The following is a 16,781-nucleotide window of genomic DNA, read 5'->3' as shown; positions in this document are numbered from 1 at the left end:
CGGTTCCCTTCATGAAGTTTTCGGGGGGTGAGCCGATTCCGGTCACTCAGAGTGTGTAGATGGTGACAGAAACGGGCCGTTCCCCGAGCATTGCACGCCTACCCATGCCCCACGGTCCCTCGGACGGGTGATTGAAGAGGCGTTCACCTGCCGTCGGCCGGATTCGTTCACCACGTACCCCAAGGGCTCACGATTCCGCCTTGCGGTGCACCCGCGCGACCCAGTCCGCCGGTTTGGCGATCTCCGTCTTCGTCGGGAGGGTGTTCGGGGAGGTCCAGACGCGGTTGAAGCCGTCCATCCCGACCTGGTCGACGACCGCGCGGACGAACCGTTCGCCGTCGCGGTACTGCCGGAGTTTGGCGTCCAGACCGAGCAGCTTGCGCAGCGCGAGGTCCAGGCGGGAGGCGCCCTTGGCCCGTCGTTGCTGGAATTTCTCCCGGATCTCGGCCACGGAGGGCACCACCGCGGGGCCCACTCCGTCCATCACGAAATCGGCGTGTCCCTCCAGAAGGGACATGACCGCGGTGAGGCGGCCGAGGATCTCCCGCTGGGCCGGCGTCTGCACCAGCTCCACCAGGGAACGCCCGCCGTCGTCCTCCTCGCCCTCCGGCCGGCCGCCCGCGAGGGACTGAGCGGCCTCCCTGATGCGCTCCAGGAAGGTCGAGGGGTCGACGTCGGTCTCCCCCAAGAACGACTGGATTTCGCCCTCCAGGTGGTCACGCAGCCAGGGCACGCCGGTGAACTGGGTGCGGTGCGTCTCCTCGTGCAGACACACCCAGAGCCTGAAGTCGTGGGGCTGTACGTCGAGTTCGCGCTCCACGTGCACGATGTTCGGCGCGACGAGGAGCAGCCGGCCGCCACCATTGGCGCCCGCCGGCAGTTCACGGGTGGCCGGGGCGAAGGTCTCGTACTGGCCCAGCACCCGCGACGACAGGAACGACAGCAGCATCCCCAGTTCGACGCCGGTCACCTTGCCGCCGACCGCGCCGAGCACGGCCCCGCCCGGTGAACTCCCGCGCCGCTCCTGCATCTTGTCGAGCAGCGGCCTGAGCACCTCACGGAACCCGGCGACGTTCGCCCGCACCCAGCCCGGGCGGTCGACGACGAGTACGGGGGTGTCGTGCACGGCGTCGGTCCCCATCCGGGTGAAGCCCCGGACGTGCTCCTCGGACGCCTTCGCATGCCTGCGCAGCTCCGCGACGATGGCCCGGGCCTCGTCACGGCTCACCTCGGGGCCCGGCCTCACCAGCCGGGTCGCGGTCGCCACCGCGAGATTCCAGTCGACCATCCCAGCAGATGCCGCACCACCGATGCTCGTCATGCGTCAACGGTACGGGAGCGGTCCCCTTGGGGGCAGGTTGCGAGGTTGGCATGGGTCGGGCCTTGTTGGGCTGGCACCCGGCGCCGCACGCTGTGCCCACCCGTTCCGCCCTGCGGAACGCCTGCCCACAGCGGTGCGGACCGGGTGCGGGAGCGCCCCTTAGGGGCGCGGGGAACTGCGCGACCAGCCACAACGCACCCGCAGACGAAGAACCGCCCGTCCAGCGGAGCTACCCGCAGCCGCAGGACGCCAGGGCCGTTGCTGTGCGGTCCAGGGCTGCCTGGGCCTCTGTCGGGCTGGTGGTGTTCGCTGCCAGGAAGGCGAAGGCGAGGAGGCGGCCGTCTCGGTCCACTACCGTGCCCGCGAGGGCGTTTACGCCGGTCAGCGTGCCCGTCTTGGCCCGTACGACACCTGCCGCGCCGTCCGTGTAGCGGGCGCTCAGGGTGCCCGTGAAGCCCGCCACCGGAAGGCCCGTGAGGGCCGCGCGGAGGTCGGGGCGGGACGGGTCGCCGGCCTTGGCGAGGAGGGCCGTGAGGAGGTCCGGGGTGAGGCGGTCGGCGCGGTTCAGGCCACTGCCGTCCGCGAAACGGGCGCCTGTCATCGGCAGGCCCAGCTTCCTCAGTTGAGCCTGGATCGCCTTGGCACCGCCCGCGAAGTCGGGGCGGACCTTCTTCGCCAGCGCCGTCTGGCGGGCCAGGGCCTCCGCGAGGTCGTTGTCGCTGTTGGTCAGCATGCGCTCGACCAGGGCCGAGAGCGGCGGCGAGGAGACCTTCGCGAGGGTGCTCGCGCGGCCCGTGGCCTTGGACGGGCCGGGGGACGAGGTCTTGATGCCGTGCTTCGCCAGCAGGGCCGCGAACGTGCGGGTCGCCGCAGCCGCCGGGTCGGTGACGCGCGGCGCCGGTCCGCTCGTCGTGTCGTCCGTGCGTGCCTCGTCGGCCATCAGGGCGCTGACCGGGGCGAGGTTGTCGTTGACCCCGATCGGGTGGAGTTCCTTGCCCGCGTACAGCGTGGTGTCGTACGACAGCGTCACCTGGCTTACGCCGCGCTTCTTCAGGGCGGCGGCCGTCGAGTCGGCCAGGGTGCGCAGGCTGGCCCAGCCCTCCGGGTCCGTACGGGCCGTCAGGGTGGGGTCGCCGCCGCCGACCAGGACGAGTTCGTTGGTGTCGGGCTCCAGGGCGGCCCGGGTGGTGAGGCGGTGGTCGGCGCCCATCGCGGAGAGCGCGGCGACGGCCGTGGCGATCTTCGTGGTGGACGCGGGGACGAGCGCCTGGCCGGCGCCCAGGCCGTACAGGCGCTTCCCGGTGGCCACGTCGACGACGGCGGCCGTACGGCGGGTGCCGAGCGCCGGGTTCTCCAGGAGCGGGCCCAGAACGGCCGCGAGGGCACTTCCCGCGGGGGCCGCCTTCAGGGTGCCGGTGGCGCTGCCGAGGCCGGTCAGCACGGAGGCGGCGCTCGGCGCGGGCGCGGGCGCCCCGGCCGACGTACCGGAGGTACCGGATGTATCGGACGTACCAGAATTACGACCGTGATCTGTGCCACCGGATCCCTCCTGTACGGCCGCCCAGTCCCGCTCCGCCGTACGCTGACCGGAGGAGTCCCAGGGGCCGGCGGCGGTCACCACGCCCGCGGTCAGCGCCAGTCCGGCGGTGGCGGCGCCCGCGGTGTACTGCCAGGTCCGCGGCAGGGTCGTCAGTGCCTTCAGGTTCTTCGGCCTCGGGAGACCGGCGAGCTTCGGTGCCACGGCCCGGGTGATCCGCGCGACCCGCGGTTTCACGGCGGCGGTGGCTCGTCCGGCTCGTTCGAGGTGCGGCCTGACCGTCGCCGTCGCTCGTTCGAGTTGTGGCTTCACGGCCGCTCCGGCCCGTCCGAGCTGCGGTTTCACCGTCGCCTTGGCCCGGGAGAGACGCGGTCGTACGGTTCGCGCCAGCCGCGCCACCCGCGGCCTCGCGGCCCGCCAAGGCCTCAGCTCTGGCACGAACACCAGCCCCTTTCGCGATCACACACCGGCGTGAGGGACACTTAACCACCAGAACTATGTGCTGATCATGGAGGAGCCACCGGTGGAGTTCGACGTCACGATCGAGATTCCGAAGGGTTCACGGAACAAGTACGAGGTGGACCACGAGACCGGTCGGATCCGTCTGGACCGTCGCCTCTTCACCTCGACCAGTTACCCGGCCGACTACGGCTTCGTCGAGAACACCCTCGGCGAGGACGGCGACCCGCTGGACGCGCTGGTCATCCTGGACGAGCCGACCTTCCCCGGGTGCCTCATCCAGTGCCGCACGATCGGCATGTTCCGGATGACGGACGAGGCCGGCGGCGACGACAAGCTGCTGTGCGTGCCCGCGCACGACCCGCGCGTGGAGCACCTCCGCGACATCCACCACGTGTCGGAGTTCGACCGTCTGGAGATCCAGCACTTCTTCGAGGTCTACAAGGACCTGGAGCCCGGCAAGTCCGTCGAGGGCGCCAACTGGGTGGGCCGCGCGGACGCCGAGGCCGAGATCGAGCGGTCGTACAAGCGCCTCAAGGAGCAGGGCGGCCACTGAGGCCCCACCTGCCCCGTCACGCTCAACGGGCCGCACGCGTGCGCGTGCGGCCCGTTCGTGTGTCTGTGCGCATACTGAGGCGTACTCAAAGGGCGTGTGCAAGGAGCGATACGGCGTGACGGACGAGGACCACAAGCCGCCGTCGGACGAGGCCACGGGCGTCTTCACGGTTCCCGTCGGGGGAACCGGCTCGGGCGACGGGGATTCGTCCACCACCTCCGAGTTCGCACTTCCCGTGGGGCTGGCCCCGCCGAAGCCCGTCGTCGGCGAGTCCGAGACCACCTCCGAGTTCGCCCTGCCGGACGGGCTCGACGTTCCGCAGCCGCCCGGGGGCGACAGCGAGGGCTCCGCCTTCAGCACCCCGCGTACGTACCGGGCGCCCGCGTTCACGCCGCCGAGCGGTATCCCTGTGGTGAGTCTCACCAAGGACGTGCCCTGGCAGGACCGGATGCGCACGATGCTGCGGATGCCGGTGGCCGAGCGGCCCGCGCCGGAGCGGGTGCCGAAGGCCGCCGAGGAGGGCGGGCCGGCCGTCCCGCGCGTGCTCGACCTGACGCTGCGCATCGGCGAACTGCTGCTCGCGGGCGGCGAGGGCGCCGAGGACGTGGAGGCGGCCATGTTCGCCGTCTGCCGGTCCTACGGCCTCGACCGCTGCGAGCCGACCGTCACCTTCACGCTGCTGTCGATCACGTACCAGCCCTCGCTCGTCGACGACCCCGTGACGGCGTCACGGACGGTCCGGCGCCGGGGCACCGACTACACGCGCCTGGCGGCCGTCTACCGGCTCGTGGACGACCTGAGCGACCCGGAGACCGCCCCGTCGCTGGAAGAGGCCTACGGGCGCCTCGCGGAGATCCGGCGCAACCGGCACCCGTATCCCGGCTGGGGGCTCACCGTGGCCGCCGGACTGCTCGCGGGCGCCGCGTCCGTGCTCGTCGGCGGCGACCTGGTCGTGTTCGTGGCGGCGGCGCTCGGCGCGATGCTGGGCGACCGGCTGGCGTGGCTGTGCGCGGGGCGCGGGCTGCCGGAGTTCTACCAGTTCACGGTGGCCGCGATGCCGCCGGCCGCGATGGGGGTCGCGCTGACGCTCGCGGACGTGGACGTGAAGGCGTCCGCGGTGATCACCGGCGGACTGTTCGCGCTGCTGCCCGGGCGGGCGCTGGTGGCCGGGGTGCAGGACGGGCTGACCGGGTTCTACATCACCGCGTCAGCCCGCCTGCTGGAGGTCATGTACTTCTTCGTGGGCATCGTCGTCGGGGTGCTGCTGATCCTGTACTTCGGCGTGGAACTGGGCGCCGAGCTGAACCCCGACGCGGCCCTGGGGACCGCGGAGCCGCTGTTGCAGATCGGCGCCTCCATGCTGCTGTCGCTGACCTTCGCGGTCATGCTCCAGCAGGAACGTTCCACCGTGCTGATCGTGACGCTCAACGGGGGTGTGGCGTGGAGCGTGTACGGCGCGATGCACGACACCGGGGACTTCTCGCCGGTGGCCTCGACCGCCGTCGCGGCGGGGCTGGTCGGGCTGTTCGGGCAGCTGCTGTCGCGGTACCGGTACGCGTCGGCGCTGCCGTACACCACCGCGGCGATCGGGCCCCTGTTGCCAGGGTCGGCCACGTATTTCGGGCTGTTGTCGATCGCGCAGAACGATATGGACGCGGGGTTGGTTTCGCTGTCCAAGGCGGCGGCGTTGGCCATGGCCATCGCTATCGGGGTGAATCTGGGGTCGGAGATCTCGCGGTTGTTCTTGCGAGTGCCGAGCGGTTCCGCCGGGGGGCGGCGGGCTGCTAAGCGGACGCGGGGGTTCTAGGGCCGGGTGCGTCCGCTTGGCGTGGGGCGCCTAGGAGCTCGGGGGTTCTGTGGTGTGGCGGGTGCGGCGCCGTTGTGGCTTGTCGCGCAGTTCCCCGCGCCCCTAGGTGGGGTGCCCGACCGTCAGTTTTGGGGGTAGCCGTTGTTCTGGTTCTGGTTGCCGTACGGGTATTGCTGCTGGGCCTGGTAGCCGTAGTCCTGGTTGTACGGGTACTGCTGGGCGTACTGCTGGGCATAGCCCTGGTCTTCGTCCTGCTGCTGGGCCGGGGGGATGCGGCGGAGTTGGGTCGTCTCGTCGTCCATCGGGGCCTGGTACTGCTGCTGTGCCGGCGGAGCCGGGGGCTGCTGGGGCGGGTTCTTCTTGGCCTTGCTGCGGGCTCGGGCGAACTCGATGATGATCGGGACGACCGAGATGAAGACGATCAGCAGCAGGATCGGTTCGATGTTCTTCTTCACGAACTCGATGTTGCCGAGCCAGGAACCGAGCAGGGTCACGCCCGCGCCCCACAGGACGCCGCCGATGACGTTGTAGGTCACGAAGGAGCGGTACTTCATGCCGCTGACACCGGCGATGATCGGCGTGAACGTGCGCACGATGGGCACGAAGCGGGCCAGGACCAGGGACTTCGGGCCGTACTTCTCGAAGAACTCGTGGGCCTTGGTGACGTTCTCCTGTTTGAAGAGCCGGGAGTCCGGGCGGCTGAAGAGCGACGGGCCGACCTTCTTGCCGAACATGTAGCCCGCCTGGTCGCCGAGGATCGCGGCGACGCAGATCAGGGCGACCGCCCCCCACAGGGGGAAGTCCAGCGTGCCCGCGGTGATCAGCAGGCCCGCCGTGAACAGCAGCGAGTCACCGGGCAGGAAGAAGCCGATGAGCAGGCCGGACTCGGCGAACACGATCAGGAGCAGGCCCCAGATGCCGAACTGGTCCAGCAGATAGTCCGGGTCCAGCCAGCTCGGTCCGAGGGCAAGCGTCGTCACTGTTCCGGGCTCCTGAGGCTTGGCAGAGATGAGCAGAGAATCGGGTGGGGCAAAGCTATCAACGCAAGGTGTCCCCTCCAGGTTCCAACAGCGTCCATGCGCCACTCCGGCGTGCGCTGTGCGGGAACTGGGGCCACCCTGTGAGGTTATGGGTATCGAAGAGTACGGCGGCGGCCAGGGGCCGGAGTCAGACGTGCTGGTCGTGACGACGAACGACATCCCCGGTTACCGGGTCGAGCGGGTCATCGGTGAGGTCTTCGGGCTGACCGTGCGGTCGCGGCATCTGGGCAGCCAGATCGGGGCCGGGCTGAAGTCGATGATCGGCGGTGAGCTGAAGGGGCTGACGAAAACTCTCGTCGAGACCCGTAATCAGGCCATGGAGCGGCTCGTCGAGCAGGCACGCGCGCGTGGCGCCAACGGCGTGCTGGCCTTCCGCTTCGACGTGACCGAGGCGGCGGACGTGGGTACGGAGGTGTGCGCGTACGGGACCGCGGTGGTCCTGGTCCGGGAGTGACCCCGGACCAGGGACCCAGTGGCCGTGCGGCCATCAGGGCGTCTTGACATCCTCGCCTGCGTGAACGCAGGCGATTCCGGTCAGCACCGCTACGCGCTGCTCCCTCGGGTTCCTGCTTCACCGACCCCTGCCACCCGAGGGTGGTCTGACAAGGTCTCCACAGGCTTGACGTCCCGCCAGTCCGGCGGTAGGTCCGCCAACCACGTTGCCGGACAAGGCGACTGTAGCGAAGGCGCCGCGCCCCTCAGTGCTCCGGCGGGAGCCTTCACCTCGGAGGGTGAGGAGGTGAACGCGCGATCGACAGCGCGCGGCGCTCGGCCTCCTCCGCGTGTGCCTCCGGGTCCTTGTCGCCGAAGACCTCGAACTTCTCTTCGGGTGTGAGGTTGATGCCCATTCTGCGTGCCTCCATGGCGTGCTCCACGGCCGCCGCCATCTTCTGGAGCCGTTCGATCCGGGCGGTCAGCAGCTCGTGCTGACGGCGCAACTGCGCGCGCGGGTCCGCCTTCGGGTCGTCCAGCAGGGCGGCGACCTCGTCGAGGGGGAAGCCGAGTTCCCGGTAGAACAGGATCTGCTGCAGCCGGTCGAGGTCGGCGTCGCTGTAGCGCCAGTGGCCCGCGTGGCTGCGCTCGCCCGGCACGAGCAGGCCGATCTCGTCGTAGTGGTGCAGGGTGCGCACCGTGACGCCGGCGAAACCGGCGACCTGTCCCACGGAGTGACTCACTTCCGCTCCCTTCTCGGTACGCACTCCACACTGCGTCCTCACCCGACGTGAGGTGCAAGCCTCGCGACCCGGTCCTACTGTCGTAGGCATGCCACTGCACCGTGGGGACAGCGAAGCATCCGACCACAAGGGCGACGGGCGCAGGCTCGCCGTCAACCCGTTCTACGGGGAGGCCAACCCGGTCGGCGGGATGACCGAGGCCCCGCCCACGCACCGGCTCCCGGACTCCCCGCTGCCGCCGACGACGGCGTACCAGCTCGTGCACGACGAACTGATGCTCGACGGCAACTCACGGCTCAACCTGGCCACCTTCGTCACCACCTGGATGGAGCCGCAGGCCGGCATCCTGATGGGCGAGTGCCAGGACAAGAACATGATCGACAAGGACGAGTACCCGCGCACCGCCGAGCTGGAGCGGCGCTGTGTGGCGATGCTCGCCGATCTGTGGAACGCGCCCGATCCGGCCGCCGCGGTGGGCTGTTCGACCACCGGTTCGAGTGAGGCGTGCATGCTCGCCGGGATGGCGCTGAAGCGGCGGTGGGCGGCGCGCAACGCCGACCGGTATCCGGGGCGGGACGTGCGGCCGAACCTCGTCATGGGCGTCAATGTGCAGGTCTGCTGGGACAAGTTCTGCAACTTCTGGGAGGTGGAGGCGCGCCAGGTGCCCATGGAGGGCGACCGGTTCCATCTCGATCCGCAGGCGGCGGCCGAGCTGTGCGACGAGAACACCATCGGGGTCGTCGGGATCCTCGGGTCGACCTTCGACGGGTCGTACGAGCCCGTCGCGGGGCTCTGCGAGGCCCTGGACGCCCTTCAGGAGCGGACCGGGCTGGATATCCCCGTGCACGTCGACGGGGCCTCAGGAGCCATGGTGGCGCCCTTCCTCGACGAGGACCTGGTGTGGGACTTCCGGCTGCCGCGCGTGGCGTCGATCAACACCTCGGGGCACAAGTACGGGCTGGTCTACCCGGGCGTCGGCTGGGCGCTGTGGCGGGACAAGGAGGCGCTCCCCGAGGAGCTGGTCTTCCGCGTCAACTATCTGGGCGGCGACATGCCGACGTTCGCGCTCAACTTCTCGCGCCCCGGGGCCCAGGTGGTCGCGCAGTACTACACGTTCCTGCGGCTGGGCCGCGACGGCTACCGGGCGGTGCAGCAGTCCACGCGCGATGTGGCGTGTGCGCTCGCCAAGCGGATCGAGGAGCTGGGCGACTTCCGGATGCTCACCCGGGGCGACGAGCTGCCCGTGTTCGCCTTCACGACCGGCGCGGACGTGACCGCGTACGACGTCTTCGACGTCTCCCGGCGGCTGCGGGAACGCGGCTGGCTGGTGCCCGCGTACACCTTCCCGGAGAACCGGCAGGACCTGTCCGTACTGCGGGTCGTGTGCCGCAACGGGTTCTCCGCGGACCTCGCCGAGCTGTTCGTGGAGGACCTGCAACGGCTGCTGCCGGAACTGCGCCGGCAGCCGCACCCGTCGACGCACGACAAGGACGCGGCCACCGGTTTCCATCACTAGGACCCCGCGTTACCGACTCAGGCGGCCGAACCTCCGTACCGCCAGTGGGAAGAAGACCGCCAGGAGGGCCAGGGGCCAGACGACGGCCGCCCAGAGGTGGCCCGGTTCGCCGCCGGGGTTGCCGAACAGGTCGCGTACCGCAGTGGCCGTCTGGGACATGGGGTTCCATTGGACGGCCGTGCCCAGCCAGCCCGGCATGGACTCCGGGGTGGCGAAGGCGTTGGACAGGAAGCCGACCGGCCAGACCAGGATCTGGACCGCCTGCACCAGCTCCGGCTTCCCGGCCACCATGGCCAGCTGGATGCCGATCCACAGCATGGCGAAGCGGAACAGCAGGAGCAGGCCCACTGCCCCCAGGAAGGCCGCCACGCCCCCGTGGGCGCGCCAGCCGATCGCGTACCCCACCACGAGCATCACGACGAGCCCCAGGGCCGACTGGAGCATGTCGGCGGCCGAACGCCCCACCAGAACCGCTCCGTTGGCCATGGGCATCGAGCGGAAGCGGTCGATCACGCCCTTGTTGAGATCCTGGGTGACGGCGAGCATCGTGCCCTCCAGGCCGAAGGCCATGGTGAGCACGAGCATGCCGGGGACCAGGTAGTCGACGTAGTCTCCGCTCACCTCCCGGCCGCCGCCGACCAGGTAGCCGAACATCAGCAGCAGCATCACCGGGAAGACCAGCCCGACCAGCACCTGGACCGGCTGCCGCGCCCAATGGGCGAGTTCGCGGCGGGTCATGGTCCAGCAGTCGCTCAACGCGCGCGTGCCCGGCCCGCCGATCACCTTGTACGTCTCGTACGTCGTCACGCGGCCTCCTTGGTCCGTTCGTCGCCGCCGGTGAGGTCCAGGAACACCTCGTCCAGCGTCGGGCGCCGCAGGGCGATGTCCTCGGCCTCGATCCCGGCCGCCTCCAGGGCCCGTACGACCCCGGAGAGCGCCGCCATGCGGTCGGTGACCGGGGCACTCAGCAGCCGCCGGTCGGGGTCCACGGAGACGCCGTCGGCGGGTACGGGCAACAGGGCGACGGCCGCGCCCAGTTGGCCCGCGTCGCGCAGGACGACGTCGATGCGGTCGCCGCCCGCGCGGGCCTTCAGCTCGTCCGGGGTGCCGTCGGCGACGACCCGGCCCCGGTCGACGACCGAGACGCGGTCGGCGAGCTGGTCGGCCTCCTCCAGGTACTGGGTGGTGAGCAGGACCGTCGTACCGCCGCCGACGAGGGAGCGGACCGCGGTCCACACCTCCGTCCGGCCGCGCGGGTCGAGGCCGGTCGTCGGTTCGTCCAGGAAGAGCACCTCCGGGTCGGTGATGAGGGAGGCGGCGAGGTCGAGGCGGCGGCGCATTCCGCCGCTGTAGTGCCGGACCGCCTTGCGGCCGGTGTCCGCGAGCCCGAAGCGGGCGAGGAGTTCACCGGCCCGCACGCGCGCGCGGCGGGCGCCCAGGTGGTAGAGACGGCCGAACATCTCCAGGTTCTGCCGGCCGCTCAGCTCCTCGTCGAGCGCCGCGTGCTGGCCGAGCAGGCCGATGCGGAAGCGGACCTGCCGGGCCTCGGTCAGCACGTCGTGGCCGGCTACCTCGACCCGGCCGCCGTCGGGCCGCAGCAGGGTGGACAGGATGCGGACCAAGGTCGTCTTGCCCGCACCGTTCGGCCCGAGCACGCCGTGCACCGTGCCGCGGGCGACCAGGAGGTCGAGTCCGGACAGTGCCTGGGTGTCGCCGTACTTCTTGTGTGCGCCTTCGACGGTGATCGCCGCGTCGGCCACAGAGCCCTCCTCGTTAGGCAAACCATGCTAGTCAAACTTGATTACCTTTCGAAGGTAACCCGCCCGGAATGATTGGTCAAACTTGATTAGCCAGCGTCCCCGGGGTGCTTCTCCCCCGTCGCGTACGGGTTCGCCTCGCCCTCGGCCAGGATGCCGACGAACGGTTCGCCCTCACCCGCGAAGGTGTACGCCCCGCCCTCGATCCGGGCGATCAGGCCCAGCGTCCACTCGGCCTCGGCGTCTGCCGTGTGGATCCAGAGGTTCATGATCTCGCCGATGTGGCCCAACTGTTCGGGGCCGTCCTCGGGGACGTAGTGCTCGGTGACGGAGGCCCGCCACGCGTCGATCCCCCGGATCCGCTCCTTCAGGAGCGCCACGGCCTCGGCGCGCGGCAGTTCGACGATGAACCCGATCGCCGCCGACTTGACGTCCATCTTCTGGTCGTACGAGGTCAGCGCCTCGCGCACCAGCCGGAAGCACTCCTCCGTGCCGGCCTCGGTGATCTCGTACTCCGTGCGGGGCGGGCCGCCGGCCGTGGAAGGCGCGATCTCGTGGGCGATCAGCAGGCCCTGCTTGGCCATCTGCTTGAGCGCGTGGTAGATCGAGCCGGGCTTGGCGTTGGACCACTCGTGCGCGCCCCAGTACTCCAGGTCGTTGCGCACCTGGTAGCCGTGGGCCCGCCCGTGCTGACGGACCGCGCCGAGCACGAGGAGACGGATCGCTGACATGGGGCCAGCGTAGGACCCTTGACGTCAGCCCCAGCTCGTGCCCTGCTCCTTGGCCACCAGCTCGAAGGCGGTGGCGCCGTCGAGGGACTCGCGGATGATGTCGGCGTGACCGGCGTGCCGGGCGGTCTCGCGGATCAGGTGCAGCGCCAGCCAGCGCATCGAGACCCGGCCCTCCGGCGGGAACCAGGGGTCCGGCGGCAGCGCGAAGGTGTCGTCGAGGCTCGGTACGGACCGCAGGAACGCCTCGGTCTCGGCGGCGACCTTCTCCCAGTACGCGAGCTGCGACGCGACCGTCTCCCCCTCGACGAGCACGAAACACTCGTGCCAGTTCGACTCGTCCCGCTTCACCGCCGGCGCCTCGCCCTTGGCCCGCGCGATCCAGCCCTGCTCGACCTCGGCGACATGCTTGAGCAGCCCGGAGAGGGACAGCTGGCTGGCACTCGGACGCGAGGCCGCCTGCTCCTCCGTCAGCCCCAGCAGAGCCCGCCGGATACCGCCACGCTGCTCCTCGATGAACGCGAGCAGTGCTCCGCGCTCGTCGCCGGGTGCCTCGGTGGGGACGTGAGTGACCATGGTCGGCCGCCTTTCATCGGGTCGTTCTGCCTGACACCGATGACGTTACGAGGGCTTTAGGACAAGTTCCGTCCTAAAGCCCTCGGGCAGCCACGAGGTTCTAGAACGGGAAGAAACTCCGCCCGTGCTGCACGGAGATCCACTTCTGGGTCGTGAACGCCTCCACCGTCGCCGCGCCGTTCAGGCGGCCGATGCCCGAGGACTTCTCGCCGCCGAAGGCGACCAGGGGCTCGTCGTGGACGGTGCCGTCGTTGACGTGGAACATGCCCGTGTCGATCTGCTTGGCGAAGGCGATGCCGCGTTCGACGTCGGCCGTGTGGACGGCGCCGCTGAGGCCGTACGGCGTGTTGTTGACCAGGCGGACCGCCTCCTCCTCGCCGTCGAAGGGGACGAGGAGGGCCACCGGGCCGAAGATCTCCTGCTGGAGGAGGGGCGAGTCGGCGGCGAGGTCGGTCAGGACCGAGGGCTCGACCAGGTTGTCCTTCGTCGTGCCGTGGAGCAGGGCCGTCGCGCCCGCCGCCACCGCCCGCTCGACCACGCCCGAGATCGCGTCCGCCTGGGACGAGTTGATCACCGGGCCGATGATCGTGGAAGGGTCGCTCGGGTCGCCCACCTTCAGGGACTTGACCTTGGTCACGAACTTCTCGGTGAACTCGTCGGCGATTCGTCGGTCCACCAGGACCCGGTTGGCGGCCATGCAGACCTGGCCCTGATGGACGTACCGGCTGAAGACCGCCGCGTCGACCGCGTAGTCGATGTCCGCGTCGTCCAGGACCACCAGGGCGCTGTTGCCGCCGAGTTCGAGGACCACGTTCTTGAAGAGGGGGGCGGCGACGGCGGCGACGTGGCGGCCGACCTTGTCCGAGCCGGTGAAGGAGATGACCTTCGGGACCGGGTGCTCTATGAACGCGTCGCCTATCTCGGCTATGTCGGTGATGACGACGTTGAGGAGGCCGGGCGGCAGGCCCGCGTCCTCGAAGATCTTCGCCACCAGGGAGCCGCCGACCACCGGGGTGTCCTGGTGCGGCTTGAGGACGACGCCGTTGCCGAGCGCGAGGGCCGGGGCGACCGACTTCAGGGAGAGCAGGAAGGGGAAGTTGAAGGGGCTGATCACGCCCACCACACCCACCGGGACGCGGTAGACGCGGTTCTCCTTGCCGTCGACCGGCGAGGGGATGATCTCTCCCTCGGGGGTCAGCGCCAGGCGGATCGACTCGCGCAGGAACTCCTTGGCGAGGTGCAGTTCGAACCCGGCCTTGAGGTGGGTGCCGCCGAGTTCGGCGATGATCGCCGCGGCGATCTCCTGCTCCCGGTCCTCGATGATGCGCAGGGCTCTCTCGAACACCGCGCGGCGGGCGTACGGGTTGACCGTGGCCCATTCCTTCTGGGCCGCGGCGGCGGCGCGGTACGCCTCGTCGACCTCGTCCACCGTGGCGATCGTGATGGAGGCGAGCTTCTCGCCGTCGTACGGGTTGAAGTCGATGATGTCCCAGGAGCCGGTGCCCGGGCGCCACTCACCACCGATGTACTGCTGCGCGAGGTCGGTGAAGTAGGACGCAGGTGCTGGCATGTGATCCCTCAATCCCTCAATCCCGTAAAACCCGTATCACTGTCTGATCGCACGTCATCGTACGTGTGTTCAGGGTGAGTTGGAGGGGAGTTGAAGGGTCGTCACATCACGAAGCCCCAAGAGCGAACACGGTCACGACAGTTGGAGCAGGCCCCGCAGCAAGTCCCGGCTCTCGTCCGGCCCGGGGCTGTCCTGCTGCAGTTCCTTCATCGCCTTCTCGTACTGGGTGACGTCCTCCGCCTTGTCCAGGTAGAGGGCGCTGGTGAGCTGCTCCAGGAAGATCACGTCGGACAGGTCCGACTCCGGGAAGCTCAGGATGGTGAACGCGCCGCTCTCGCCCGCGTGCCCGCCGAAGCCGAACGGCATGATCTGCAGCCGTACGTTGGGCCGCTCGGAGATGTCGATCAGGTGCTGGAGCTGGCCGCGCATCACCTCGCGGTCGCCGTACGGACGGCGCAGGGCCGCCTCGTCCAGGACGACGTGGAACTCCGCGCCGCCGTCGGAGAGGAGGTTCTTCTGCCGCTCCAGGCGCAGTGCGACACGGCGCTCGATGTCGGCGGGGCTCGCGCCCTTCATGCCGCGGCCGACGACCGCGTGCGCGTACGCCTCGGTCTGCAACAGCCCGTGCACGAACTGGACTTCATAGGCGCGGATCAGTGACGCCGCGCCCTCCAGGCCCACGTAGGTGGGGAACCAGCTCGGCAGGACGTCCGAGTAACTGTGCCACCAGCCCGCGACGTTGGCCTCCCTGGCGAGGGAGAGGAGCGCGTTGCGCTCGGCCTCGTCGCTCACGCCGTACAGCGTCAGCAGGTCCTCGACGTCCCGTGTCTTGAAGCTCACCCGGCCCAGCTCCATACGACTGATCTTCGATTCGGAGGCACGGATCGAGTAACCCGCTGCCTCTCGCGTGATCCCCCGTGCCTCACGCAGTCGCCTCAGGTGTGATCCGAGCAGCATGCGCCGCACCACCGATCCCGGCTCTCCCGCGCTCACGTTCGACAACCTCCCCAACCTCTCCAGGGGCCGCAGTCTGCCACTAAAACACTCCGAGCAGTACTCGTCCGGTTACTCAAATGGGAAGACGTCAGAGCGTACGCACAGGATGGGGCAAGGGGAAGACCGGCCAGAGGTGAAAAGTTGGCGGAAAAAATGACCAAGAAGCGGTACGGGAGGGTCCAATTGGGGCGCGTGCACGTGCATCTGCCCTTGCATCCGCCGTACGCATCGGAAACCATGGTCTCGCGCCACCGCTGCATCGCAAGGACTGCATCGCAACGACCGCGATCTCCCGGGAGTGCCTCGCATGGGGATGAATGGATCGACCATGCTCGAGCCGTTAAGGCAGGGGCTTCCGCCGCTGGATCCCTCGACCGTGTCCAACGCCGCGTCGTGCGCGCTGCCCGCCCGCTACGAAGCGGTGCGCGAGGCACGGCAGTTCAGTCGCAGAACACTCGCCCAGTGGGACATCGGCGACTGCCTCGACGACGTCTGTCTGGTCGTCTCCGAGCTGGTCACCAACGCCCTGCGGCACGCGGTACCCACGGACACCCCGCTCTCGCCGGCCCAGGAGCCGCCCGTACGGCTGCACCTGATGCGCTGGACCGAGCGGCTGGTGTGCGCGGTGCGCGATCCGAGCCGGGAGAGTCCGGTGGCGTACGACGCCGAGGAGTTCTCGGAGGACTTCTCGGCCGAGTCGGGGCGCGGGCTGTTCCTGGTCGACTCGTTCAGCGACAGCTGGGGCTGGCACCCGCTCTCGGGCACGCTGGGCGGCAAGGTCGTCTGGGCGCTGTTCCGGCTGCACTCGGCCGAGTGAGGCTCCGCGGCGTTTCTTCAGGCCTCGGTTCTACGCGCGTCACTGTGAGTTGATCAGCGGTTACGCCCCGCTTCGACCGGCTTCGGTGCCGGTACGGACGCGGGGCGGTCAGCTCGCGATCAGGTGGTCGAACTCGCCGTCCTTGATGCCGAGGAGCATCGCCTCGATCTCGGCGCGGGTGTAGACGAGCGCCGGACCGTCGGGGAAGCGGGAGTTGCGTACCGCCACCTCGCCGCCGGGCAGCCGGGCGAACTCGACGCAGGAGCCCTGCGAGTTGCTGTGCCGGCTCTTCTGCCAGGTGACGCCGTCCAGCCCGGCGGCGGCCATGCCGTTGTACACGGCGGACTCATCGGCTATGCCAACGTCGTACACGTCGTGGTCCACAGGTCGCTCCCTGGTGGTGCACTGGCTGGTGAGGCCATTGATGCAGTGGTCAACTGACCCGGATCATAACTCTGTTCACGTGCAGACGCATGGACGTATGCACGGGCCTATGCATGGGCAGACGCACGAGCAGATGCACGTGCACGCCGGGTGTTCGCGCCGCTACACACCTTGACGCACGCGCGCCCTTACGCGTTCCCCCCACGGCCTCCAGCACGCCCGTACCCCCACCTCCTGGGACAAATGGAGGTGGGGGTACGGGTGGGGGTGGGGGCGAAGGTACGGGTGGGGCCAGTGGGACGCGTCTAGCGGGACACGTACGGCAGCAGGGCCATCTCTCGGGCGTTCTTGATCGCGCGGGCGAGCAGCCGCTGCTGCTGGGCCGAGACGCGGGTGACCCGGCGGCTGCGGATCTTGCCGCGGTCGGAGATGAACTTCCGCAGCAGATCCGTGTCCTTGTAGTCGATGTACGTGATCCTGGCCGCGTCCAGCGGGTTGGGGCGGGCCTTTACGGGCTTGCGTTCGATCTTGCGGGCCATGGC

At 69.6% G+C, this 16,781-nt stretch carries 16 protein-coding genes and 1 pseudogene; 5 read left to right on the top strand and 12 right to left on the bottom strand.

The window, feature by feature from the left end; translation table 11 throughout:
- Positions 1-187 precede the first annotated feature (187 nt).
- Entirely contained in the window at positions 188-1,321 is a 1,134-nt protein-coding gene (locus tag ACWDR4_RS18080; protein WP_450409554.1) for a zinc-dependent metalloprotease, read from the bottom strand.
- 229 nt (positions 1,322-1,550) lie between these two features.
- On the bottom strand, positions 1,551-3,302 hold the full coding sequence (dacB, locus tag ACWDR4_RS18075) for a D-alanyl-D-alanine carboxypeptidase/D-alanyl-D-alanine endopeptidase (protein ID WP_450409552.1): 1,752 nt from the start codon (positions 3,300-3,302) through the stop codon (positions 1,551-1,553).
- Between the two features lie 79 nt (positions 3,303-3,381).
- Here dacB and ACWDR4_RS18070 point away from each other — a divergent pair, with 79 nt between their 5' ends.
- Both ACWDR4_RS18070 and ACWDR4_RS18065 read left to right on the top strand, forming a co-directional pair.
- Positions 3,382-3,873: an inorganic diphosphatase gene (locus ACWDR4_RS18070; RefSeq protein ID WP_164412192.1), complete on the top strand. Its 492-nt coding sequence runs from the start codon at positions 3,382-3,384 to the stop codon at positions 3,871-3,873.
- A 115-nt stretch (positions 3,874-3,988) separates the two neighbouring features.
- The gene (locus ACWDR4_RS18065; protein ID WP_450409550.1) at positions 3,989-5,680 is read left to right on the top strand and encodes a threonine/serine ThrE exporter family protein; all 1,692 of its coding nucleotides are present in this window, start codon (positions 3,989-3,991) and stop codon (positions 5,678-5,680) included.
- A 122-nt stretch (positions 5,681-5,802) separates the two neighbouring features.
- Here ACWDR4_RS18065 and ACWDR4_RS18060 read toward each other — a convergent pair whose 3' ends face one another.
- Positions 5,803-6,660 carry a DedA family protein gene (locus ACWDR4_RS18060; RefSeq protein ID WP_450409549.1) on the bottom strand — a complete coding sequence of 286 codons (858 nt, stop codon included), beginning with the start codon at positions 6,658-6,660 and terminating at the stop codon, positions 5,803-5,805.
- A 148-nt stretch (positions 6,661-6,808) separates the two neighbouring features.
- On the opposite strand from ACWDR4_RS18060, the gene ACWDR4_RS18055 reads away from it, so the two are divergent.
- On the top strand, positions 6,809-7,174 hold the full coding sequence (locus tag ACWDR4_RS18055; RefSeq protein ID WP_450409547.1) for a YbjQ family protein: 366 nt from the start codon (positions 6,809-6,811) through the stop codon (positions 7,172-7,174).
- A gap of 307 nt (positions 7,175-7,481) precedes the next feature.
- On the opposite strand, the pseudogene ACWDR4_RS18050 reads toward ACWDR4_RS18055, so the two are convergent.
- Positions 7,482-7,895 (bottom strand): annotated as a pseudogene (locus ACWDR4_RS18050) (MerR family transcriptional regulator); the annotation flags it as partial.
- Positions 7,896-7,983: 88 nt separating this feature from the next.
- Between ACWDR4_RS18050 and ACWDR4_RS18045 the strand changes: the two are divergent.
- Positions 7,984-9,411 carry a glutamate decarboxylase gene (locus ACWDR4_RS18045; RefSeq protein ID WP_450409546.1) on the top strand — a complete coding sequence of 476 codons (1,428 nt, stop codon included), beginning with the start codon at positions 7,984-7,986 and terminating at the stop codon, positions 9,409-9,411.
- A 9-nt stretch (positions 9,412-9,420) separates the two neighbouring features.
- On the opposite strand, the gene ACWDR4_RS18040 is transcribed toward ACWDR4_RS18045, so the two are convergent.
- The 6 genes from ACWDR4_RS18040 to ACWDR4_RS18015 all read right to left on the bottom strand — a co-directional run bounded on the left by ACWDR4_RS18040 (position 9,421) and on the right by ACWDR4_RS18015 (position 14,999).
- On the bottom strand, positions 9,421-10,149 hold the full coding sequence (locus tag ACWDR4_RS18040) for an ABC transporter permease (protein ID WP_450409600.1): 729 nt from the start codon (positions 10,147-10,149) through the stop codon (positions 9,421-9,423).
- A 65-nt stretch (positions 10,150-10,214) separates the two neighbouring features.
- Complete coding sequence (locus ACWDR4_RS18035; RefSeq protein ID WP_450409544.1) at positions 10,215-11,171, bottom strand: ATP-binding cassette domain-containing protein; 957 nt, start codon at positions 11,169-11,171, stop codon at positions 10,215-10,217.
- An 86-nt stretch (positions 11,172-11,257) separates the two neighbouring features.
- Entirely contained in the window at positions 11,258-11,899 is a 642-nt protein-coding gene (locus ACWDR4_RS18030; protein WP_450409542.1) for a PadR family transcriptional regulator, read from the bottom strand.
- Positions 11,900-11,923: 24 nt separating this feature from the next.
- Positions 11,924-12,472, bottom strand: a complete 549-nt coding sequence (locus tag ACWDR4_RS18025) for a DinB family protein (protein ID WP_450409540.1) — start codon at positions 12,470-12,472, stop codon at positions 11,924-11,926.
- Positions 12,473-12,572: 100 nt separating this feature from the next.
- Positions 12,573-14,042, bottom strand: coding sequence for an aldehyde dehydrogenase family protein (locus ACWDR4_RS18020; protein WP_450409538.1), 1,470 nt, complete (start codon positions 14,040-14,042; stop codon positions 12,573-12,575).
- Positions 14,043-14,174: 132 nt separating this feature from the next.
- Entirely contained in the window at positions 14,175-14,999 is an 825-nt protein-coding gene (locus ACWDR4_RS18015) for a helix-turn-helix domain-containing protein (protein ID WP_450409599.1), read from the bottom strand.
- 346 nt (positions 15,000-15,345) lie between these two features.
- On the opposite strand from ACWDR4_RS18015, the gene ACWDR4_RS18010 reads away from it, so the two are divergent.
- The gene (locus tag ACWDR4_RS18010) at positions 15,346-15,855 is read left to right on the top strand and encodes an ATP-binding protein (RefSeq protein ID WP_450409536.1); all 510 of its coding nucleotides are present in this window, start codon (positions 15,346-15,348) and stop codon (positions 15,853-15,855) included.
- Positions 15,856-15,963: 108 nt separating this feature from the next.
- Here ACWDR4_RS18010 and ACWDR4_RS18005 read toward each other — a convergent pair whose 3' ends face one another.
- Both ACWDR4_RS18005 and rpsR read right to left on the bottom strand, forming a co-directional pair.
- Entirely contained in the window at positions 15,964-16,239 is a 276-nt protein-coding gene (locus tag ACWDR4_RS18005) for a DUF397 domain-containing protein (protein WP_450409534.1), read from the bottom strand.
- Positions 16,240-16,544: 305 nt separating this feature from the next.
- Entirely contained in the window at positions 16,545-16,778 is a 234-nt protein-coding gene (rpsR, locus tag ACWDR4_RS18000; RefSeq protein ID WP_450409532.1) for a 30S ribosomal protein S18, read from the bottom strand.
- Between the last annotated feature and the right edge of the window lie 3 nt (positions 16,779-16,781).

This window comes from Streptomyces sp. NPDC000878 (assembly GCF_053599695.1).
Note: the sequence above shows the minus strand (reverse complement) of the source record. Positions and strands in the feature narration are given on the sequence as shown.

Coding starts and splice junctions, on each gene's coding strand:
- ACWDR4_RS18080 (WP_450409554.1), bottom strand. CDS start 1,321: ATGACGAGCATCGGTGGTGCGGCATCTGCTGGGATGGTCGACTGGAAT.
- ACWDR4_RS18055 (WP_450409547.1), top strand. CDS start 6,809: ATGGGTATCGAAGAGTACGGCGGCGGCCAGGGGCCGGAGTCAGACGTG.
- ACWDR4_RS18045 (WP_450409546.1), top strand. CDS start 7,984: ATGCCACTGCACCGTGGGGACAGCGAAGCATCCGACCACAAGGGCGAC.
- ACWDR4_RS18040 (WP_450409600.1), bottom strand. CDS start 10,149: ATGACCCGCCGCGAACTCGCCCATTGGGCGCGGCAGCCGGTCCAGGTG.
- ACWDR4_RS18030 (WP_450409542.1), bottom strand. CDS start 11,899: ATGTCAGCGATCCGTCTCCTCGTGCTCGGCGCGGTCCGTCAGCACGGG.
- ACWDR4_RS18025 (WP_450409540.1), bottom strand. CDS start 12,472: ATGGTCACTCACGTCCCCACCGAGGCACCCGGCGACGAGCGCGGAGCA.
- ACWDR4_RS18020 (WP_450409538.1), bottom strand. CDS start 14,042: ATGCCAGCACCTGCGTCCTACTTCACCGACCTCGCGCAGCAGTACATC.
- ACWDR4_RS18015 (WP_450409599.1), bottom strand. CDS start 14,999: ATGCTGCTCGGATCACACCTGAGGCGACTGCGTGAGGCACGGGGGATC.
- ACWDR4_RS18010 (WP_450409536.1), top strand. CDS start 15,346: ATGGGGATGAATGGATCGACCATGCTCGAGCCGTTAAGGCAGGGGCTT.
- rpsR (WP_450409532.1), bottom strand. CDS start 16,778: ATGGCCCGCAAGATCGAACGCAAGCCCGTAAAGGCCCGCCCCAACCCG.